The organism is Streptomyces sp. 4F14, from assembly GCF_048159485.1.
GTDB lineage: Bacteria > Actinomycetota > Actinomycetes > Streptomycetales > Streptomycetaceae > Streptomyces.
Genome location: NZ_JBLRVY010000014.1, coordinates 117,522 through 141,376, shown reverse-complemented (window position 1 = coordinate 141,376; position 23,855 = coordinate 117,522). Strand labels below are relative to the sequence as shown.

Below are 23,855 nucleotides of genomic sequence, written 5' to 3'. Positions count from 1 at the left end.
TGCGTCAGATCTCCTCTGTGTCCGTTGAGTTGGCGAGTTCGGCGATCCGTGCGGCGAGCACGGGGCCGAGTTGGGCGAGTGCGCCCGGCCGGGTCATGCGGTCGTGGCGGGCGGTGATGTCGTACGAGGTGATCGGGCCGTCCACGTACGGCTGCCACACGTGGGCGCCCGGCGAGTCCTGCTCGCGGTCGATCGTGGAGTTGAACAGGAGCATCTCCCCCTGGAACACGGCCGGTTCGAAGGTGAGGGCGAGGCTCGCGTTGTTGATCATCACGGCGACGATGGCTTCGAGGTGGCGGCGCTCCAGGCCGGCGAGCGCGCTGCCGCGCTGCCGGAGGACGTCCATCACCTCGTCGTAGGTGAGGTCCCCGTCCGGGAGTTCGCCGGGTTCGCAGTCCAGCATGCCGACCAGGACGTCGCGTTCGGTTGGGACCGGTGCCTCGTCGAAGGTCAGGTCGACGACCGGGTAGGCGTCGAGGATCGCGAGCAACGCCGTGCGCTGGCCCAGGCGTTGGAGTTCGGTGGCGACCGCGTGGGCGATGAGTCCGCCGGCCGACCAGCCGAGGAGCAGGTAGGGGCCCTCCGGTTGGATCTTGCGGATCTGCTCGACGTAGTCGGCGGCCATCTCCTCGTAGCTGCCCGGCCTCGGCTCGTCCCGGGCGAGGCTGCGCGCCTGGATGGCGTACACGGGGTGCTCGGGGTCGACGTGGCTCAGCAGCCCGCTGTAGCACCAGCTCACGCCGCCGCCGGGGTGTACGCAGAACAGGGGCGTGCCGGTGCCGGTGGGCCTGAGCGGCAGGACGACGTCCAGCGAGCCGTCCGCGTCCTGGAGGGCGAGCCTGCCGGACAGCTCGGCGACGGTCGGTGCCTGGAACAGCGTCCGCAGGCCGATCTCGACGCCCAGGGTGTCCCTGACCCGCGCGACCAGGCGGGCCGCGAGCAGCGAGTGGCCGCCGAGATCGAAGAAGCTGTCCTCGATCCCGATCCGCTCGACGCCGAGCGCCTCCGCGAAGAGGTCGCACAGGACCTGTTCCTGAGGGGTACGGGGGCCTCGGTGGGGGGTGGTGGCCGGGGTGTGGTCGGGGGCGGGGAGGGCGGCGTGGTCGAGCTTGCCGTTGGGGGTGAGGGGGAGGGTCGGGAGGGGGAGGTAGGCCGAGGGGATGAGGTACGGGGGGAGGTGGCGGCGGAGGTGGGCGGTGAGAGTGGGCGGAGAGAGCTCCTCGTACCCAGGTACTACCTCCTGCGGCGTACCCCTCTCGGCCTTCGGCGCGGTGTCCCTCTCAGGTACGACATACGCCACCAGCCGCTTGTCGCCCTCCCGGTCCTCCCGTACGACGACCGCCGCCTGGGCCACTCCGGGGCAGGCCGCGAGGGCGGCCTCGACCTCGCCGGGTTCGACGCGGAAGCCGCGCAGTTTGACCTGGTCGTCGGCGCGTCCGGCGAACTCCAGCTCGCCGGAGCGCGTCCAGCGGGCGAGGTCGCCGGTGCGGTACATGCGGGTGCCGGGCAAGCCGTAGGGGTCGGGGAGGAAGCGTTCGGCGGTGCGGGCGGGCTGACCGAGGTAGCCCCGGGCCACCCCCGTACCTGAGAGGTACAGGTCGCCTACGACTCCGGGGGGAGTCGGGCGCAGGCGGCTGTCCAGGACGTACGCCCGCATGCCGGCCATGGGACGGCCGAGCGGGACAGGCCGAGCCGGGTCGGGTTCCGTGTCCATGACGTGGTGGGCGGCGAAGGTGGTGGTCTCGGTGGGGCCGTACCCGTCGACGACCCGCAGACCCGGGCAGGCGGCCATGACCCGGGCGACGGCTGCGGCGGACACGACGTCGCCGCCGGTCCACACCTCCCGCACGCCGGCCAGCGCTCGCGGTTCCTCCTCGGCGAGCAGCCGGAACAGCCCGGCGGTGAGCCACAGCCCGGTCACCCGCCCGTCGCCGATGGCCTGCCCCAACTCCCTGGCGTCCAGGCGGCCCTGGGGAGCGACGACGACCGTGCCGCCGTTCAGGAGCGGCACCCACAGTTCGTACGTCGAGGCGTCGAACGCGACCGGCGCGTGCAGCAGCACCCTCCGGTGCGCGTCCCCGCCGAAGCAGGGCGCCTGCGCAAGCCCGGCGACGTCGCCGTGCGTGACGACGACCCCCTTGGGGCGCCCGGTGGATCCGGAGGTGTACATCACGTACGCCGCCTGCTCCACCCGGCACCTCACCTGCGCCGGCCCGGTCCGCGCCTCGGCCTGGAGGAGCGCGGTGAGGACGTCCTCGGTGAGGACGAGCGCCGCGCCGGTCTCCCGGACGACGAGATCGACGCGGGCGGGCGGGAAGCCGGGGTCCAACGGCACATACGTACCGCCCGCCTTGAGGATCCCGAGGAGCGCGACGACGAGGTCGGCGGACCGTTCGATGAGGACGGCCACGGCCGTCTCCGGGCCGACGCCCTGCCCGGCGAGGGCGTGCGCGAGCCGGTTGGACCGCTCGTCGAGCCGCCGGTACGACCAGGTCGTGCCGCCCGCTTCGACGGCGACGGCGTCGGGGGTGGCCCGCACCTGCTCGGCGAACAGGTCGGTGAGGGGGCGGGCCGGGGCGAGGTCGGCTCCGGTGGCGAGGGTGAGGAGGTGGCGGCGCTCTTCCTCGTCCAGGATCTCGACTTGACTGACCGTCATGTCCGGTTCCTGCGTGACGAGTTCGAGGAAGCGGATCCATCGGCCGATGAGCGTGTCGACCGTCTCGGCGTCGAACAGGTCGGTGGCGTACTCGACCGCGCCGACCAGTCCGTCCGGCCGCCCGTCCTCGGTGTACCGCTCGGCGAGGCTGAACGTGAGGTCGCAGCGGGCGGTTCCGGTCGGGACGGACTCGTACCCGAGGGTGAGCCCGGGGAGGGTGAACTCGCCCGTGGGGGCGTTCTGGAGGGCCAGCATCACCTGGAACAGCGGGTGGTGGGAGAGGGAGCGGGCCGGGTTGACGACCTCCACGAGGTGCTCGAAGGGCACGTCCTGGTGGGCGTAGGCGGACAGGGCGGTCTCCCGGACACGGCCGAGGAGTTCGGTGAACGTCGGGTCGCCGGACGTGTCGGTGCGCAGGACAAGCGTGTTGACGAAGAACCCGACCAGTTCGTCGAGGGCTTCGTCGGTGCGTCCGGCGACCGGGCTGCCGACAGGCACGTCCTCGCCGGCGCCGAGGCGGGTGAGGAGTGCGGCGAGGCCCGCTTGCAGGACCATGAACATGCTGGCGCCGTGCCGGGCACACAACTCTCGGAGCCTGGCATGGAGTTCGGCGTCCATGCTCAGCGTGCATTGGGCGCCGCGCTGCGACGCGGTGGCGGGGCGGGGCCGGTCTGCGGGCAGCGGTGTCTGGTCCGGGATGCCCGCCAACGCCTCCTTCCAGTAGGCGAGTTGCCCGGCGAGGCGGCTGTCCGTGTCGTCGGCCTCGCCGAGCAGCTCTCGCTGCCAGAGCGTGTAGTCGGCGTACTGCACGGGGAGTTCGGCCCACTCCGGTGCCCCGCCCCGGCAGCGGGCGGCGTAGGCGTTCGCCAGGTCACGGGAGAGCGGGCCCATGGACCAGCCGTCGCCCGCGATGTGGTGGACGACGACGAGCAGGACGTGCGTCTCGGCGCCGAGCGTGAACAGGTGGGCGCGCAGGGGCATTTCGGCGGCGAGGTCGAAGCCGTGGGCGGCGGCTTCGGCGAGGAGTCCGGGGAGCCGCTCCTCGTCGGCGTCGCGGACGGAGAGGGTGGGGTGGGCGTCGGTCAGGATGTGCTGGTGGGGCACTCCCCCGGCGTCCGGGAACACGGTCCGCAGGCTCTCGTGACGCTCCGTCACATCCCGCAAGGCCGACTCCAGGGCCTCGCGGTCGAGGTGGCCGGTGAGGCGGAGGGCGAGCGGCATGTTGTAGGTGGCGCTCGGGCCTTCCATGCGGTGCAGGAACCACAGGCGGCGCTGGGCGAACGACAGCGGTACCCGTTCGGGGCGTTCGGCCTTGGTCAGGGCGGGCCTCGCGGCGCCGGCCCGGTCGAGGCGGACGGCGAGGGCGGCCGGGGTGGGGGCCTCGAACAGGGCCCGCACGTCGAGTTCGACACCGAGGGTCGCACGGACGCGGGACGCGAGGCGGGTCGCGAGGAGGGAGTGGCCGCCGAGGTCGAAGAAGTTGTCGTCGACGCCGACGCGTCCGGTGTTCAGCAGCTCGCCGAACAGGTCGGCCAGCAGCTCTTCTTGGGGAGTCCGGGGTGCGCGGCCGGTGGTCGTGCGGTCCGCCTCGGGGGCGGGGAGGGCGGCTCGGTCGAGCTTGCCGCTGGCCGTGCGGGGAAGGTCGTCGAGGACGACGAAGACCGACGGGACGAGGTGCTCCGGGAGCCGCTCGCGGGCGTGGGCGCGGAGGGTGGCGGGGAGGTTGCCGGTGGTGCGGGGGGTGTTGGTGAGGGGGGCGCCTGTCACGGGGGCGGGGCGGTACGGGACGCGGTGGTCGTCGACGACGAAGGTGACGTCGAGGAGTTCGGGGCCGTACGGGGACCAGGTGACATGGGCGGGGCGGCCACAGGTGTACCAGTCCTCAGGATCGGGAGCGCCTTGCGGGTCGCGGCCGGCCTCCGTGGCGAGGCGGGTGTTGGGGACGCCCGTGATCCGCAGGGCAGGGGTCGCATCGGCCGCCGCCAGCGCCTGGTCCAGGGTGAACACGTCCTGGTCCCAGACCAGTTGAGTGATCGCCTGCTCGGTGGTCCTGGCCGCCTCGCGGAGGGTGACGTCGTACCGGTGGCGGGTGAGTTCGTTGTGGTGGCGTCCCCGGCGGACCTCGATCGAGACGTCCAGGCGCGGGTCCAGCGTGGTGAACCAGTCGGGGTCGACGAGGAGTTCCTCCTCCCTCCGCACCGCTCGGTCGACGGCCTCCGGGTCCTGTGCGTGGACGGCGGTGAGGAAGGGCCGCAGCAGCCTGAGGTTGCGGACGTCACCGAGGAACAGGGCGCCACCGGGAGCGAGGAGAGCCGTCAACTTGCCTACGACATCCCGGAGATACTCGCCGCTCGGGAAGTACTGGATCACCGAGTTGATGACGATCACGTCGAACGCGCCCTCGGGCAGGCCGGTCACGTCGTGCGCGGGCTGGGTGCGGAGGACCACCTTGCCTGTCAACTCGGGCTGCCGGTCCACGTGTTCGGTGAGGACGCCGATCGCGGTCGCCGAGAAGTCCGTGGCCCAGTACGTCTCACAGTCGGGCGCGAGCTTCGCCAGCAGCAGGCCGGTTCCGGCGCCGACCTCCAGGACGCGGCGCGGCCTGAGGACGCGGATGCGGTCGACGGTGGCGTCCCGCCACTCCCGCATCTCCGCCTCGGGGATGGGCCGGCCGTCGTAACTGCTGTTCCAGCCGGTGAAGTTCTCGCCGAACGCGGTCTGCGCGGCGGTCACGGGGAGGGCGTCGTAGGTCTCCCGCCAGGTCTCCACGATGTCCAGTTCGTGGTCTCGGCGGGCGCCGGCCGGGACGACGTAGGCGATCAGGCGGTCGTCCCGTACGGTCACGACGCTGTGCGCGATGGCCGGGTGGTCGGTCAACTGGGCTTCGATCTCGGCGGGTTCGACGCGGAAGCCGCGTACCTTGACCTGGTCGTCGGCGCGTCCGGCGAACTCCAGCTCACCGCCACGCGTCCAGCGGACGAGGTCACCGGTGCGGTACATGCGAGACCCGGGCGGGCCGTACGGGTCGGCGACGAAGCGATCCGCCGTCAGGGCCGGGCGGTTGAGGTAGCCACGCGCCAACCCCGCGCCCGCGACGTAGAGTTCACCGGCGACGCCGGGCGGGACCGGCTGGAGCCCGGCGTCCAGGACGTACACCCGCGCCCCGGTGATCGGACGTCCGATAGGCGGGAGTTGGCCCGTCGGGATGAGCGGGTCGCTCATCGTCGCGCAGACCGTCGTCTCGGTCGGACCGTACGCGTTGATCATCCGACGACCCGGAGCCCACCGCTGCACCAGCTCCGGAGAACACGCCTCCCCCGCGACGACCAGCGTCCTCGCCCTCAACTCCCCCTCCAGCGCGACCAGTACGGACGGCGGAACCGTCACATGCGTCACGTCGAGTGCGGTGAGCGCCGGGAGCGGGTTGCCAGGAGGGGGCAGGACGAGGGTCGCGCCGGTCAGCAGGGCCGTGTACAGCTCGGACACGGACGCGTCGAAGCTGGGCGAGGCGAACTGGAGGATCCGGCTGTCCGCGCCGATGGCGAACCGCTCGACCTGGCCCGCCACGAGGTGGGCGAGCCCGGCGTGACTGACGACGACGCCCTTGGGGCGGCCGGTCGAGCCCGAGGTGTAGATGACGTACGCCGGATGCTGCGGCAGGACACGAACTGGGGGTGCCGTGTCAGGGTGATCGGTTGCCTCGACCGCTTCCTCGATGACGACCCTGGGCCGCGCGTCGTCCAGCATGAACGCGATCCGGGAGTCCGGGTACTGCGGGTCGACGGGCAGATAGGCCGCGCCCGCCTTCAGCACGCCGAGGATGCCGACGACGAGGTCGACGGACCGGGGCAGTTTGAGGGCCACCAAATCCTCTGGACCGACGCCTTGTCGGATCAGGTGGTGCGCGAACCTGTTGGCGCGGGCGTCCAGTTCGGCGTACGACAGCTCCCGCTCCCCCGCGACGAGCGCGACAGCATCGGGGGTCGTGCGCACCTGGCGGGCGAAGGCTTCCGGGAGGGGTTCGGCGGGGACGCCGGTGTCAGCGGCAGGCTCCAGCAGGCGGCGGCGTTCGTCGGCGGTGAGGAGGTCGGCGCGGCCGATGGGGTGGGTCGGGTTCTCAACTCCCGCTCGCAGCAGGCGGGTCCAGCGGTCGACGAGGTCGGTGACCGTGTCGGGGTCGTAGAGGTCGGTGGCGTACTCGACGGCTCCGGAGATGCCGCCCTCGGGGCGTTCGTAGAGGTTGAAGCCGAGGTCGAACTTGGCGGTTCCGGTCGGTACGGCCAGCGGGGTGACGCGCAGACCGGGCAGGTCGAAGGTGCCCATGGGGGCGTTCTGGAGGGCGAACATCACCTGGAACAGGGGGTGATGGGAGAGAGAGCGGACCGGGTTGAGTTCCTCCACGAGGTTCTCGAACGGCAGGTCCTGGTGGGCGTAGGCCGACAGGGACGTCTCCCGGACGCGCCGGACCAGTTCCTCGAAGGTGGGGTCGCCGGACGTGTCGGTGCGCAGGACAAGGGTGTTGACGAAGAACCCGACCAGATCGTCCAGCGCCTGATCCGTACGGCCCGCCACCGGACTCCCCACCGCGATGTCCGTCCCCGCACCGAGACGCGTGAACAGCGCGGCCAGACCCGCCTGGAGCACCATGAACAGGCTCGCGCCCTGCCGCTGGGCGAGGTCGCGCAGACCCTGGTGGAGTTCCGGGTCGAGGTCGACGAGGAGGTGGGCGCCGCCGTAGCCGGCGACCGGGGGGCGCGGCCGGTCGGCGGGGAGCCGGACTTGGTCGGGGAGGTCGGTCAACTGGTGTTTCCAGTAGCCGAGTTGCGTGCCGAAGGTGCTCGCGGGGTCGGATTCGTCGCCGAGGAGGGCGCGTTGCCACAGGGTGTAGTCGGCGTACTGGGCGGGCAGGGGCTGCCAGTCCGGCTTGCGGCCCGCGCTCCGGGCGGCGTACGCCTCGGCGAGGTCGCGGGAGAGGGGGCCGGTGGACCAGCCGTCGCCGGCGATGTGGTGCATGACGAGGAGCAGGACGTGTTCGTCGCCGGGGAGCGCGAACAGCTCGGCCTTCAGGGGGAGTTCGGTGGTCAGGTCGAAGGTGGAGCGGGCCGCGCGGGAGAGGAGGTCCGGCAGGCGTGCTTCGTCGGTGTGGGTGACGCGCAGGCGGGGGTGGGCGCCGTCCAGGACGTGCTGGGCCGGGGTGCCGTCCGGGCCTTCGGGGAACACGGTGCGGAGGCTCTCGTGGCGGTCCACGACATCGGCGAGGGCCGCTTCGAGGGCGCGTTCGTCGAGTCGTCCGGTGAGGCGGAGGGCCAGGGGGATGGTGTAGGTGGCCTCGCCGCCCTCCATCTGGTGCAGGAACCACAGGCGGCGCTGAGCGAACGACAACGGCAGGACGTCCGGGCGGACTTGGCTCGTCAGGACGGGCCGGGCCGCTCCGGCGGAGTCCAGCGTGGCGGCGAGTCCGGCGACGGTCGGCGTCTCGAACAGGGTGCGCAGCGGCAGTTCGACGCCGAGGGCGGCGCGGACCCGGGAGGCCAGGCGGGTGGCGAGGAGGGAGTGGCCGCCGAGGTCGAAGAAGCTGTCGTCCGCGCCGACTTGGGTGACACCGAGCACCTCGGCGAAGAGCCCGGCGAGCACTTGCTCGCGGGGAGTGCGGGCTTCGCGGCCGAAGGAGGTGAACTCCGGTGTGGGCAGGGCGGTTCGGTCGAGTTTGCCGTTCGGTGTGAGCGGCAGCGCGTCCAGGACGACGACCGCGCCGGGCACCATGTGGTCGGGCAGCCGCTCCTTGAGGTGCGCCCGCAGCGCGGCGGGGTCGGGTTCGGCGCCGGGCACGGGGACGACGTAGCCGACGAGCCTGTCCCGCCGTACCGCCACGACCGTGTGGGCCACCTCGGGGTGATCGGCCAACTGGGCTTCGATCTCGGCGGGTTCGACGCGGAAGCCGCGTACCTTGACCTGGTCGTCGGCGCGTCCGGCGAACTCCAGCTCACCGCCACGCGTCCAGCGGACGAGGTCACCGGTACGGTACATGCGGGACCCGGGCGGGCCGTACGGGTCGGCGACGAAGCGATCCGCCGTCAGGGCCGGGCGGTTGAGGTAGCCACGCGCCAACCCCGCGCCCGCGACGTAGAGTTCACCGGCGACGCCGGGGGCCACGGGCTGGAGCCCGGCGTCCAGGACGTACACCCGCGCCCCGGCGATCGGACGTCCGATAGGCGGGAGTTGGCCGGTCGGAATGAGCGGGTCGCTCATCGTCGCGCAGACCGTCGTCTCGGTCGGACCGTACGCGTTGATCATCCGACGACCCGGAGCCCACCGCTGCACCAGCTCCGGAGAACACGCCTCCCCCGCGACGACCAGCGTCCTCGCCCTCAACTCCCCCTCCAGCGCGACCAGTACGGACGGCGGAACCGTCACATGCGTCACGTCGAGGTCTGTCAGTGCGGGCAAGGGGGCGTCGACAGGGGCGAGGACCAGGGTGGCGCCCGTGAGGAGTGCGGCGCACAAGTCCCAGAAGGAGGCGTCGAATCCGGTGGAGGTGAACTGGAGGACGCGGCTGTCGTCGTCGAGGGCGAGGCGTTCGGCCTGGGCGGCGACGAGGCTGGGGATGCCGGCGTGGGTGACGACGACGCCCTTGGGGCGGCCGGTCGAGCCCGAGGTGTAGATGACGTACGCCGGGTGCTGCGGCAGAACACGAACTGGGGGTGCCGTGTCAGGGTGATCGGTTGCCTCGACGGCTTCCTCGATGACGACCCTGGGCCGCGCGTCGTCCAGCATGTGCGCGATCCGCGCCTCGGGGTACTCCGGGTCGACGGGGACGTAGGCCGCGCCCGCCTTGAGCACGCCGAGGATGGCGACGGCCAGCTCGATGGACCTGGGCAACTTCAGTGCCACCAAGTCCTCGGGTCCCACGCCCTGTTGGATCAGGTGGTGCGCAAACCGGTTGGAGTGGGCGTCGAGTTCGGCGTACGTGACGGTCTTGGCGCCGCTGACGACTGCGGGGGCATCGGGGCGGCGGGTCGCCTGTCGCCGGAACAGGTCGGGGAGGACGGCTGGTTGGGCGTCGCGGGTGGTGTTGCGGTCGTGCAGGAGGGTGTGGCGTTCTTCGGTGTCGAGGACATCGAGTGTGCCGATCCGGCGACCGGAGTCGGTCACGGCAGACGTCAGCAGGCGTCGCCAGCGGGCGAACAGGGTGTGGACGGAGTCCTCGTCGAACAGGTCGGCGCTGTACTCCAGGACCGCTTCGAGGCCGTCGGGGGTGCCGTCGGGGCGGCGGCGTTCGGTGACGGCGATGGCGAGGTCGAGGCGGGCGGTGCCGGTGCCGACGGGGACCGGGGCGGTGTGCAGGCCGGGGAGGGCGAAGTCGCCTTCGGGGGTGTTCTGGAGGGCCAACAGGACCTGGAACAAGGGGTGGTGAGCGAGGGAGCGGACCGGGTTGAGGGTCTCGACCAGGTGCTCGAAGGGCACGTCCTGGTGGTCGTAGGCCGACAGCGCGGTCTCCCGGACGCGGGCGAGGAGGTCGGTGAAGGTGGGGTCGTCGGACGTGTCGGTCCGCAGGACCAGGGTGTTGACGAAGAACCCGACCAGATCGTCCAGCGCCTGATCCGTACGGCCCGCCACCGGACTCCCCACCGCGATGTCCGTCCCCGCACCGAGGCGGGTGAACAGTGCGGCCAGACCCGCCTGGAGCACCATGAACAGGCTCGCGCCGTGGCGGCGGGCCAACTCGTGGAGGGCGCGGTGTAGTTCGGCGTCGATGGTGGCCGCGAGGTGGCCGCCCCGGTGGGTCGTGCCCGCCGGGCGGGGGCGGTCGGTGGGGAGGTGGAGCTGTTCGGGGAGGCCCGCCAGCGCCTCGCGCCAGTAGGCGGTCTGTCCGGCGAAGGCGCTCGTGGCGTCGGTCTCCTCGCCGAGGAGGTCGCGCTGCCAGAGGGTGTAGTCGGCGTACTGGACGGGGAGTTGGGTCCAGTCGGGTGCCCCGCCCCGGCTGCGGGCCGCGTACGCCGTCGCCAGGTCGCGGGAGAGCGGCCGCAGCGACCAGCCGTCGCCCGCGATGTGGTGCAGGACGAGCAGCAGGACGTGGTCCTCGGGCGCGAGGGTGAACAGCTCGGCGCGCAGGGGGATGTCGACGGCCAGGTCGAATCCGTGGCGCGCGGCGCGGGCCAGCGCCTCGGGGAGGCCGGCCTCGTCGGTGCCGGTGACGGTGAGCACCGGGCGGGCGTCGGGCAGGATGCGCTGGTGGGGAACGCCGTCCACGTCCGGGAAGACCGTCCGCAGACTTTCGTGACGGTCCGTCACATCGCCGAGGGCGAGGCCGAGGGCTTCCCGGTCGAGGGGGCCGGTCAGGCGCAGGGCGAGCGGCATCGCGTAGGTGGCGCTCGGGCCCTCCATGCGGTGCAGGAACCAGAGGCGGCGTTGCGCGAACGACAACGGCAGGACGTCGGGGCGGAGTTGGCGGGTGAGGGAGGGGCGTGCCGCGTCCGCGTCGCCGAGGCGGGTGGCGAGGGCGGCCGGGGTGGGGGCCTCGAAGAGGGCGCGGAGTTCGGGTTCGACGCCGAAGACGGCGCGGATGCGGGAGATCAGGCGGGTGGCGAGGAGGGAGTGGCCGCCGAGGGCGAAGAAGTCGTCGTCCGGGCCGACTTGGGCGACGCCCAGCACTTCCGTGAAGAGGTCGCACAGCATCTGTTCGCGTGCGCTGCGCGGGGCCCGGCCCGTCGTCTCGGGGGCGGGTGCGGGCAGGGCGGCGCGGTCGAGCTTGCCGTTGGGGGTCAACGGCAGGGCGTCCAGGGCGAGTACGGCCGAGGGGACCATGAAGTCCGGGAGCCTGTCGCTGAGTTCGGTGAGGAGGGGTGCGGTGGGGACAGTGGCGGGGACGACGTACGCCACGAGGCGGTCGTCCCGTACCAGGACCGCCGCGCCGGTCACCCCGGGGCAGGCGGTGAGCGCGGCCTCGACCTCGCCGGGTTCGATGCGGAAGCCCCGTACCTTGACCTGCTGGTCGGCGCGGCCGAGGAACTCCAGCTCGCCGTCGGTGCGGCGACGGGCGAGGTCCCCGGTGCGGTACATGCGGGCGCCGGGCGGGCCGTAGGGGTCGGCGACGAAACGATCGGCCGTCAGGGCGGGCCTGTTGAGGTAGCCGCGCGCCAGGCAGACGCCGGAGAGGTACAGCTCGCCGGGGACGCCCGGCGGGACCGGGCGCAGGGCCAAGTCCAGGACGTGCGCCCGGACTTGGTCGATCGGACGGCCGATGGGGACCGGGTGGGTGTCGTGTCCTGCGGGCAGCGCGTGGGCGGTCACGACGTGGGTTTCCGCCGGGCCGTAGTGGTTGTGGAGCCGCCGGTCCCGGAAGGCGTTCAGCGCGCCGACCCGCATGGCCTCGCCGGCCTGCACGATCAGCCGCAGGTCCGGCAGAGCCCTGTCCTGTTCCTCGGCCGCCTGCGCGACCGCCTCCAGCATCAGGGTCGGGGCGTACAGCTCCTCGACGCGGTGCCGCTCCAGCCAGCCCACGAACCGTTCGGCGCTGCGCCGTTCGGCGTCCGTGGGCACGATCAGCGTCTTGCCGTACAGCAGCGCGGACAAGGTCTCCTGCACGGCGACGTCGAAGCCGGCGGCGGTGAACTGAGCGACGCGCGTGCCGGGTTGGCCGCCGAGGGTGGTGTGGTGCCAGTGCAGGAGGTTCGCGAGGGCCCCGGCGGGCATGACGATCGCCTTGGGGCGGCCGGTCGAGCCGGAGGTGTAGATGACGTACGCCGGGTGCTGCGCGAGGTACGTCACCTCGGGTGCGGTGTCGGGGTGGGCGGGGCCGGGGTCGACGGCGGTCGGGTCGTCGAGGACGAGGGCCGGGCGGGCGTCGGCGAGCATGAACTCGCGCCGGGCCAAGGGGTATTCGGGGTCGATGGGGAGGTAGGCGGCGCCCGTCTTCAGGACGGCGAGGGTCGCGACGACCGCTTCGACGCCTCGGGGCAGGGAGATCGCGACGATGTCCTCGGGGCCGATCCCGCGTGCGGTGAGGGAGTGGGCCAGGCGGTTGGCGCGGGTTTCGAGGCCGGCGTAGGTGAGGGTGGTGCCCTCGAAGACGACGGCGGGGGCGTCGGGGAGTTCGGCGGCCCGGCGGGTGAAGAGGGCGGGCAGCGGGACGAACTCCCTTTGCCGCTCGGTGGTTTCACAAGTGGGCGCGTGTTCGTCGTCGAGGAGGACGTCGAACCGGCTCAGGCTCGACTCCGGTTCGGCGACGGCCTGGTGAAGCAACTGGACCCAGCGGGCCAGGATCCGTTCCACCGTGTCCGTGTCGAACAGGTCGGCCGCGAACTCCACATACCCGTGAACGCCCGCTTCCCGCTCCAGCAGGTGGAACGACAGGTCGAACATCGCCGTCGGTGTGTGCACGGGCACGATCTCGGCCTGCACGCCCGGGAGTTCGAAGGTCCCGCCGGGTACGTTCTGGAGCGCCAGCAGGACTTGGAACAGGGGTTGCCGGGCCAGTGAGCGCGTCGGGTTGAGGGCCTCGACCAGGTGCTCGAACGGCAGCTCCTGGTGGTCGTAGGCGGCGAGGGCCGACTCCCTTACGCGGCCGAGGAGTTGGGTGAACGTCGGGTCGCCCGAGGTGTCCGTGCGCAGGACGAGGGTGTTGACGAAGAAGCCCACGAGGTCGTCGAGGGCCTGGTCGGTGCGGCCCGCGATGAGACTGCCGACGGGGAGGTCCTCGCCCGCGCCGAGCTTGTTCAGCAGGGCGGCGAGACCGGCTTGGAGCACCATGAAGAGGCTCGCGCCCTGGCGGCGGCCCAGGTCGAGGAGCGCGGCGTGCAGGTCGGCGTCCAACTCGACGCGGACCTGGCCCCCTTGGAAGGTGGGCGTGGTCGGCCGGGGCCGGTCGGTGGGGAGGTGGATCTGGTCGGGGAGCCCGGCGAGTGTCGCGGTCCAGTACGCGGACTGTCGCGCGAACAGGCTCTCCGAGTCGTGGGCGTCGCCGAGGAGTTGCTCCTGCCAGAGCGTGTAGTCGCCGTACTGCACCGGGAGTTCGGTCCACTCGGGGGCCTTGCCCGCGCGGCGTGCTGTGTACGCGGTGGCGAGGTCGCGGGAGATCGGGCCGAGGGACCAGCCGTCGCCCGCGATGTGGTGGACGGTGACGAGGAGGACGTGGACGCCGGGTCCGTCGGTGAACAGGTCGGCGCGCAGGGGTGGTTCGGTCGCCAGGTCGAAGGGGCGGGCCAGGGAGGCGGCGAGGTCCGTGCCCTCGGTGACCGGGAGTTGGGGGCGGTGTTCGGGCAGGACGTGCTGGCAGGGCACGCCGTCGACGTCCGGGAAGACGGTCCGCAGGCTTTCGTGACGGCTCGTCAGATCTGTGAGGGCCGCTTCGAGGGCGGGCCGGTCGAGCGGGCCGGTCAGGCGCCAGGCCAGCGGGATGTGGTACGCCGCGCTGCCGCCGTCCAGCCGGTGCAGGAACCACAGCCTGCGCTGGGCCGACGACAGAGGCAGGCGCTCGGGCCGGGCGGCCGGGACGAGTGCCGGACGGGCCTCACCCGCCGCGCTGAGGCTCGCGGCGACTCCGGCGACGGACGGGGACTCGAAGAGCGCCCGCAGCTCCAGCTCCACACCGAGCGCGGCGCGGACCCGGGCGACGAGGCGGGTGGCCAGCAGAGAGTGGCCGCCGAGGTCGAAGAAGTCGTCGTCCAGGCCGACTTGGGCGACGCCGAGCACCTCCGCGAACAGGTCGCACAGGATCTCCTCGCGCGCAGTGCGCGGCGCGCGGCCGGCCCCCGTCGGCGTGAGGTCCGGCGCGGGCAGGGCGGCCCGGTCCAGCTTGCCGTTCACGGTCAGCGGCAGGGCGTCCAAGGCGACGAACGCGGCCGGGACCATGTGCTCCGGGAGCCGTCCGCGCAGGTGGGCCCGGAGATCGTCCGGTTCCGCGTCACCGACCACGTACGCGACGAGCCGGGTGTCGTCAGCGCGGTCCTGCCGGGCCAGTACGGCGACCTGGGAGACCTCCGGATGCCCGGCCAAGGCCGCCTCGATCTCCCCCAACTCGATCCGGAAACCGCGGACTTTGACCTGGTCGTCCGCACGGCCCGCGTACTCCAGCACCCCGTCGGCCCGTCGCCGCACCAGGTCACCGGTGCGGTACATCCGGGCGCCGGACACCCCGAACGGGTCGGCGACGAAACGCTCCGCCGACAGCCCCGGCCGGTTCAGATACCCCCGCGCCAGCCCGGCGCCGGCGACGTACAACTCGCCCACCACGCCGGGCGGTACGAGCTTCAGGTGCCGGTCCAGGACGTATGTCCGCAGGTCCGGGATCGCTGCGCCGATGACGCTCAGCTCCTTGATGGAGGAGGCGTCGAGGGCCGTGTGGGTGACGTGCACGGTCGTCTCGGTGATGCCGTACATGTTCACGAGGACCGGGGCGTCGTCCGCGTGGTGCGCGTACCAGTCCGCCAGCCGGGCGGGCTCCAACGCCTCGCCACCGAAAATCACATAGCGCAGGGACAAGTCAGCGACATCGGAGGGGAGTTGGTAGAAGGCCGACGGGGTCTGGTTGAGGACCGTCACGCCCTCATCGGCCAACAGAGCCGCGAACGCCTGAGGGTTGCGCGACACGTGATAGTCCACGACCACCAAACGGCCGCCGTACAGCAGCGGACCCCACAACTCCCAGACGGAGAAGTCGAACGCGTACGAGTGGAACAGCGTCCACACGTCGTCCGCACCGAACCCGAACCACTGGTCGGTCGCCGAGAACAGCCGCACCACATTGGCGTGCGGGATCACCACACCCTTGGGGCGGCCGGTTGAGCCGGACGTGTAGATCACGTACGCCGGATGCTGCGGCGAAATCCGTACGCCGGGATCGGTGTCGGGGTACCCCTCCCCCACCACGGCCAAGTTGTCCAGGACCAGCCTCGGTTGGGCGTCCTCGATCATGAACTCCCGTCGGGCGGCGGGGTAGTCGGGGTCGAGCGGCAGGTAGGCGGCGCCGGATTTGAGGACGCCGAGGACGGCCACGACGAGGTCGGCGGACCGGGGCAGGGCGAGGGCGACCAGGTCTTCCGGGCGTACGCCTCGGTTGATCAGCCAGTGGGCCAGGCGGTTGGCGCGGGCGTTGAGTTCGCCGTACGTGAGGCGGTCGGGGCCGGCGGTTACGGCCAACGCGTCGGCGCGGGCGCGTACTTGGGCCTCGAAGAGGGAGACGATGTCGGCGCTCGGAGCAGCCGTCAGGGGGGCGGGGAGCAGGGCGGCGCGTTCCGTGGGCGACAGGACGTCGATCTCGCTCAGGCGGACCCGGGCGTCGGTGACACCCGCCCTGAGGACGCGGATCCAGCGGTCGACCATGCCCTGGACGGTGGCGGTGTCGTAGAGGTCGCCGGCGAACTCCACGAAGCCGTCGATGCCTTCGGGTTCTCCGTCGTCCGTGTGGCGTTCGGACATGGAGAAGATGAGGTCCAGCTTGGAGGTGGTCGTGGTGAGTTGGACGGTGCCGGTGGTGAGGCCCGGCGGGGCGAAGTCGGCCCGGGGCGCGTTCTGGAGGACCAGCATCACCTGGAACAGGGGGTGGTGGGCCAGGGAGCGGGCCGGGTTGAGGGCCTCGACGAGGTACTCGAACGGCAGGTCCTGGTGGGCGTAGGCGGCGAGGGAGACGTCGCGGACGCGGGCGAGGAGTTCGGCGAAGGTGGGGTCGCCCGAGGTGTCGCCGCGCAGGACGAGGGTGTTGACGAAGTAGCCGATCAGGTCGTCGAGGGCCTGGTCGGTGCGGCCGGCGATGAGGGTGCCGACGGGGAGGTCCTCGCCCGCGCCGAGCTTGTCGAGGAGCCCGGCGAGTCCGGCGTGCAGGACCATGAAGAGGCTGGTGCCGTGGGTGCGGGCCAACTCGCGCAGCTCGTGGTGGAGTTCGGCGTCCAGGCGGACGCGGACGAACCCGCCCCGGTGGGAGGCGACGGCCGGGCGGGGCCGGTCGGTAGGGAGGTGGAGCTGTTCGGGGAGCCCGGCGAGGGTGTCCGTCCAGTAGGCGGCCTGGCGGGCGAAGAGACTGTCCGAGTCCCGGGCGTCACCGAGGAGTTGGTGCTGCCAGAGCGTGTAGTCGGCGTACTGCACGGGAAGTTGGTTCCACACCGGTTCCTCGCCCCGGCAGCGGGCCGCGTACGCGTCGGCGAGGTTCTGCGCGAGCGGGCCGAGGGACCAGCCGTCGCCCGCGATGTGGTGGATCACCAGCAGGAGGACGTGTTCATCCTCGGCGACCGTGAACAACTGAGCGAACAGGGGTAGTTCGACCGCCAGGTCGAAGGCGTACCGGAGGGCCTCGGCGAGGACGGTGTCGAGCGTCGCCTCGGTGACGGTCCCCGCACGCAGCGGGAGCCGCGCCTCGCCGGGGTCGAGGATCCGCTGATAGGGGACGCCGTCGAACTGCGGGTAGACGGTGCGCAGGCTCTCGTGGCGTACGACGACGTCGGCGAGCGCGGTCTCCAACGCGCCCTGGTTCAGGGGGCCGTTGAGCCGCCAGGCCAGCGGGATGTTGTAGTTGGCGCTCTCGCCCTCCAGTTGGTGGAGGAACCACAGGCGGCGCTGGGCGAACGACAGGGGGATCAGTTCGGGGCGGGACGGCGAGGCGTCGAGGGCCAGGCGGGCCTGTCCGGCGGCGGCGAGGCTCGCGGCCAGCCCGGCGGGGGTCGCGGCCTCGAAGAGGGCGCGCAGTTCGAGTTCGACGCCGAGGGTGACGCGGACCCGGGCGACGAGACGGGTCGCGAGGAGTGAATGGCCGCCCAGATCGAAGAAGTTGTCGTCCACGCCGGCCTCGGGGACGCCGAGGATCTCCGCGAACAGCTCGCACAGGATCTGCTCCTGCGGGGTGCGCGGCGCGCGTCCGGAGCCGACGGCCCCGACCTGCGGCTCGGGCAGCGCACGGCGGTCCAGCTTGCCGTTGGCGGTCAGCGGCAGGGCGTCCAGCGCGACGAACGCGCCCGGCACCATGTACTCCGGCAGCCGCTCCCTCAGGTGCTGCCGCAGCGTCGCCGAGTGCGCGACCGTGCCGGGCACGGGGACGACGTACGCGACGAGCCGGGTGTCGTCGGCGCGGTCCTGCCGGGCGAGGACGGCGACCTGGGCGACCTCGGGATGTCCGGCGAGGGCCGCCTCGATCTCGCCCAACTCGATGCGGAAACCCCGGACTTTGACCTGGTCGTCAGCGCGCCCGACGAACTCCAGGGTGCCGCGCGCGTTCCAGCGCACGACGTCGCCGGAGCGGTACATGCGGGTCCCCGGCAGCCCGTACGGGTCGGCGACGAAACGCTCCGCCGACAGCCCCGGCCGCCGCAGGTACCCGCGCGCGAGCCCGGCGCCGGCGACGTACAACTCCCCTGCCACGCCCGGCGGTACGGGGTTGAGGCGCTCGTCCAGGACGTAGACGCGCAGGTCGGGGATGGCCGTACCGATGACGCTGGACGGCTGTCCGGTGGAGGCGGCGCGCAGGGCCTCGTAGGTCACGTGCACGGTCGTCTCGGTGATGCCGTACATGTTCACGAGGACCGGGGCGTCGTCCGCGTGGTGCGCGTACCAGTCCGCCAGCCGGGCGGGCTCCAACGCCTCGCCGCCGAAGATCACATACCGCAACGACAAGTCGGCGGCGTCCGACGGAAGTTGGTAGAAGGCGGAAGGGGTCTGGTTGAGGACCGTCACGCCCTCGTCGGCCAACAGGGCCGCGAAAGCTTGGGGGTTGCGGGAGACGTGGTAGTCCACGACCACCAGTCGGCCGCCGTGCAGCAGCGGACCCCACAACTCCCAGACGGAGAAGTCGAACGCGTACGAGTGGAAGAGTGTCCAGACGTCGTCCGGGCCGAACCCGAACCATTCGTCGGTCGCCGAGAACAGCCGCGCCACGTTTCCGTGCGGGACCACCACGCCCTTCGGGCGGCCTGTCGAACCGGACGTGTAGATCACGTACGCCGGGTGTTCCTGCGAGATCCGCACACCGGGGTTCGTGTCGGGGTGCCCCTCCCCCACGGCGCTCATGTCGTCCAGGACCAGCACCGGTCGCGCGTCCTCGACCATGAACTCCCGGCGCTGGGCGGGGTATTCGGGGTCGACCGGGAGGTAGGCGGCACCGGCCTTGAGGACGCCCAGGATCGCGACGACGAGGTCCGCCGAGCGGGGCAGGGCGATGGCGACGAAGTCCTCGGGGCCGACGCCTCGGTCGATGAGCCAGTGGGCCAGGCGGTTGGCTCGGGCGTTGAGTTCGCCGTACGTGAGGCGGTCGGGGCCTGCGGTGACGGCCAAAGCGTCGGCGCGGGCGCGTGCTTGGGCCTCGAAGAGGGAGACGATGTCACCGCTCGGAGCAGCCGCCAGGGGGGCGGGGAGCAGGGCGGCGCGTTCCGTGGGCGACAGGACGTCGACGTCGCTCAGGCGAACTCCCGTGTCCGCGACGACCGTTCGCAGGACGCGCAGCCATCGTTCGGCCATGCTGCGGACGGTGCCGGGGTCGAACAGGTCGGTGCTGTACTCGACGGTGCCGGTGAGGCCGCCGTCGGGGTGTTCGGTGAGGTTGAAGGTGAGGTCGCACTTGGCGGTGCGGGTGGGGACGAGGTCGGCGGTGGCGCGCAGGCCGGGGAGTTCGAACGCGCCGAGGGGGGCGTTCTGGAGGGCCAGCATGGTCTGGAAGAGGGGGTGGTGGGCGAGGGTGCGGGTGGGGTTGAGCTCCTCGACGAGGTGCTCGAAGGGGAGGTCCTGGTGGGCGTAGGCGGCGAGGGCCGTCGTGCGGACGCGGCCGAGGAGTTCGGCGAAGGTGGGGTCGCCGGTCAGGTCGGTGCGCAGGACGAGGGTGTTGACGAAGAAGCCGATCATGTCGTCGGCGGCTTCGTCGGTGCGGCCGGCGACGGGGGTGCCGATGGGGATGTCGTGTCCGGCGCCGAGCTTGGCGAGGAGGGCGGCGAGGGAGGCTTGAAGGACCATGAAGAGGGTCGTTCCGTTGCGCCGGGCCAACTCGCTCAGTTCGCCGTGCAGTTCGGGATCGATGGTCAGCGGGAGCTGTTCGCCCCGGTAGGTCGTGGCGGCGGGGCGGGGGCGGTCGAAGGGGAGTTGGAGTTGCTCCGGGATCCCGGCGAGCCGGCCGGCCCAGTAGGCGAGTTGGTGGGCGGAGAGGCTGTCCGAGTCGGCTGCGTCGCCCAGCAGTTCGCGCTGCCAGAGGGTGTAGTCGGCGTACTGGACGGGGAGTTGGGCCCAGTCGGGGGCCTGCCCCGTCCGGCGGGCGGCGTAGGCGCGGGTGACGTCCTGGGCGAGGGCGCCGACGGACCAGCCGTCGCCGACGATGTGGTGCAGGACCAGGAGCAGGGTGTGGTCGGTGGCCGTCGTCTCGAACAGCTCGGCGCGGAACGGGAGTTCGGTGGCGAGGCCGAAGGTGCGGCGGGCGGCGGCGAGCATGAGGTCCGGCAGCTCGGCCTCGTCGGCGCGTGACACCGTGAGCCTGATGTCGGGGTGGTCGAGGACCCGTTGGCAGGGCACGCCGCGTTCGTCGGGGAAGACGGTGCGCAGGCTTTCGTGCCGGGTGACGACGTCGACCAGGGCCTGCTGGAGGGCTGTTCGGTCGAGGTCGCCGGTCAGGTGGAGGGCGAGGGGGATGTGATAGGTCGAGCCGGTGCCCTCCATCCGCTGGAGGAACCAGAGTCGGCGCTGTGCGGAGGAGAGCGGGACCGCGCCGGGGCGCTCGTACGGGGTGAGGGCGGGGCGGGTGCGGTGGTCGCCGGAGTCGACCGCGCGGGCGAGGCCGGCCGGGGTGGGGGCGTCGAAGAGGTCGGCGAGCCTCAGGTCGACGTCGAAGGTCGTGCGGATGCGGGCCAGCAGGCGCATCGCGAGGAGGGAGTGGCCGCCGAGGGCGAAGAAGTCGTCGTGCGGGGCGGGTTGGGGAACGCCGAGCACCTCTGTGAACAGATCGCACAGGATCTCCTCGCGCGCGGTGCGCGGCGCGCGGCCTGCCCCCGTCGGCGAGAGATCCGGCGCGGGCAGGGCGGCGCGGTCGAGTTTGCCGTTCGCGGTGAGCGGGAGGGCGTCCAGGGGGACGATCGCCGCCGGGACCATGTACTCCGGCACCCGCTCCCGCAGGTGCTGCCGCAGCGTCGCCGGGTGCGCGACCTCGCCGGACGCGGGGACGACGTACGCGATGAGCCGGTCGTCGCGGGTGATGACCGTGGCCTCCGCGATGTCCTGACGGCCCGTCAACTGGGCTTCGATCTCGCCGGGTTCGATGCGGAAGCCGCGGATCTTGAGCTGGGCGTCGGTGCGGCCGAGGTAGGTGAGGGTGCCGTCCGGGGAGCGGCGTACGAGGTCGCCCGTGCGGTACATGCGGGTGCCGGGGGCGCCGAAGGGGTCGGCGACGAAGTGGGCCGCCGTTGCCGCCGGTTGGTTCAGGTAGCCGCGGGCGAGGGCGGGGCCGGAGAGGTACAGCTCGCCGGGGAGGCCGTCGGGGAGGAGGTGGAGGGCGGCGTCGAGGACGTGGGCGCGCAGGCCGGGGAGGGGGAGGCCGAGGGTGGGGCCGGCGCCCTCGACGGGGGCGGTGAGGGCGTCGACCGTGCACTCGGTGGGGCCGTAGAAGTTGAGGCCGCGGACACCCTCCGCCTGCCTCAACTCCTCCCACAGGTCCGGCGGGAGAGCCTCGCCGCCCGCGATGACGGTGGACGGGCGGTGATGGGCCGGGTCCAGGAGGCCGTGGTCGAGGAGGGCGCGCAGGTAGGTGGGGGTGGCGTTGACGAGGTCGAGGCGGTGGGTGCGGAGGTGGGCGACGAAGGCGGTGGGGTCGGCCCAGGTGGCGCGGTCGAGGACGTGGAGGGTGTGACCGGCGAAGAGGCAGCCGAGCTGGTCCCAGGAGGCGTCGAAAGTTACTGAGGTGGTGAGGGGGATGTTGAGGGGGGAGGCGCCTTCGGGGTTCTCAAGAGTCTTCGTGTAGAGGGTGGTTCGTTGGTGGTGGATCAGGTCGGACAGGGCGCCATGGGTGGCGAGTACGCCTTTGGGGCGGCCTGTGGATCCCGAGGTGTGGATGACGTAGGCGGGGTGGAGCGGGTCGATCGCGCGCCGGGGGGCGATGGGTGACTGTTCGTCAGATTCCGTGTCGAGAAGGGTGATCGGCGTCCCGGCAGGCAGACGCTCGCGGGTCGCGGCGTCGGTCAGCACCGTCACCGGGCGCGTGTCGTCGAGGAGTTCGGCGAGACGGGCCGTGGGGTGGTCGGGGTCCAGAGGGACGTACCCGGCACCGGTCTTGAGGGTCGCGAGGATCGCGGCGACCAGATCCGCCGAGCGGGGCAGGGCGAGGGCCACGAGGCGCTCGGGGGCGGCGCCGTGGGCGAGGAGGAGGTGGGCGATGCGGTTCGCGCGGGCGTCCAACTCGGCGTAGGTCAACGTGGTTTCGGGAGCCACGACGGCGAGCGCGTCCGGTGTGCGGGATGCCTGGCGTTCGAAGAGGGCGGCGAGGTCGGGGGTCCGTGCGGCCGGAGCTGCCGAGGGCCGGGCCGATCGAGAGGGCGTAACCGTTCGGGATGGCGTACCCGTCCTCAAGAACCCGACCCGTCCGAGGAGTTCACCCCCGTCCGTCTCCCCCAGGCTCCCCAGCAGCCCCGCCAACGCCCCGGCCTGCGCGGCGTGTTCGCTCTCCTCCCAGGTCTCCACGCCGGTCTGCAACGAGACCCGCGTCCCCCGCCCGTCCTGCCGGTCCACCGCCCACACCGCGAGGTCGGTCGCCCCGCCCTCGGAGAGGTCGCGGACGGTCGCCGGGTGTCCGGCGAAGTCCGACGACCGGGAGAAGGAGCGGTAGTTGACGATCACCGGCCACGCCGAACCCGGCGTCCCGGCCAGACCGAGGTCCCGGTGGATGTCCTCCCCCCGGTACCGCTGGTGCCGCAGCGCCGACCGCACCTCGCGGTCCACGTCGTCGAGCAGCGACTGCCAGGTCCGGTCGGGGCGGACGGTCAGGCGCAGGGGGACGACGTTGGAGACGAGGCCCGGGAAGGCGGCGAGGACGCGGTCCTCGCGGGAGCGGCCGGTGACGGGGAGGCCGATGAGGAGGTCCCGGGCGCCGGTGAGGCGGTGTACGTGGAGGGCGGTCGCGGCGATCAGCGTGCGGGAGGCGCGCGCGCCGGTGCGGTGGGTGACCGCGTCCAGCGGGTCTCCGTCCAGTGGGACGGGGACGACGCGGGGGCGGCTCGTGGGGTCGGTCGCCGGGCGGCCGAGGCGGGCGGGTTCGGGGAGGCCGGCGAGGTGGTGGGTCCAGTGCGCGCGGTCCGCCGTGAAGCGGGCGGAGGCGCGGTAGCCGGCGTCGGCCTCGACGCCCTCGCGCAGGGTCGGGAACGGCGCCGGGTCCGCCGTATCCCCGCAGGCCAGGGCCGAGTAGAGGGCGGATACGCGCTCGGCCATGAGGACGAGGCCGACGCCGTCGGTAACGAGGTGGTGGTAGGCGTGGTACCAGAGCCAGTGGTCGTCGGCGAGGCGGATCAGGGCGTGCGAGTGGAGGGGGTCGCGGGCCGGGTCGAGGGGGCGCAGCCGGTCCGTGTGCATCCAACTGACCGCTGCTTCGAGGGAGTTGAAGTCGAGGTGGGCGAGGTCCGGGCCCGGGGTCTGCCGGAGGGTCTGGCGTAGCCCGTCGGGGCCGTCGGTGAACACGGCGCGCAGGCCGTCGTTCTCGGCCACGGCCTGCCGCAGCGCCGTCGCGAACAGGTCCGGGTCGACGGGGCCGTTGATCTCCAGGTACTCGCCGACGCGGTACAGGGGGAGCACGCCGGGCGTGCGCTGTTCGGCGAGCCAGATCTCGCGCTGGGCCGCGGTCGCGGGAAGAGCGGCGCCGTCGCGGGCAGACATGGGGGTACCTCCGGGGGTGGTGCGGGAGAAAGGGGACTGTGTGGAGAAGAAGAGGAGTGGCAGCGGTTTCTTCGGATGTCACCGGGGCCGGAACAGGGCCGGGTGTGCATCGGGACCGGGGACGGGCCAGAGGGAGGAGGCGGGCTGAGGACGGGCCCGGAGGGGGGCAGGGTCGGGCGCGAGGGCGAGACAGGGAGGTGCGGTCGGAGCAGGTGTCCGCGCGCGGCCGACGCCCCCGGCTCCCGCCGGTCACGTCCACGGAGCCGGCGAGAGCCACCGCAGCCAGCCCTACCGAGCCAGCCAACACACCCAGCAGCCAGGGAAGTACACCGGGATCACCTCAACCCCGCACCCCCACCCAGGACTTGCGACCGGGCCCCGCCCG

At 72.4% G+C, this 23,855-nt stretch carries 1 protein-coding gene; it reads right to left on the bottom strand.

From position 1 onward, the window contains the following. Positions 1 to 4 precede the first annotated feature (4 nt). The gene (locus ACLZOT_RS24680; RefSeq protein ID WP_416971231.1) at positions 5 to 23,470 is read right to left on the bottom strand and encodes a non-ribosomal peptide synthase/polyketide synthase; all 23,466 of its coding nucleotides are present in this window, start codon (positions 23,468 to 23,470) and stop codon (positions 5 to 7) included. Positions 23,471 to 23,855 lie beyond the last annotated feature (385 nt).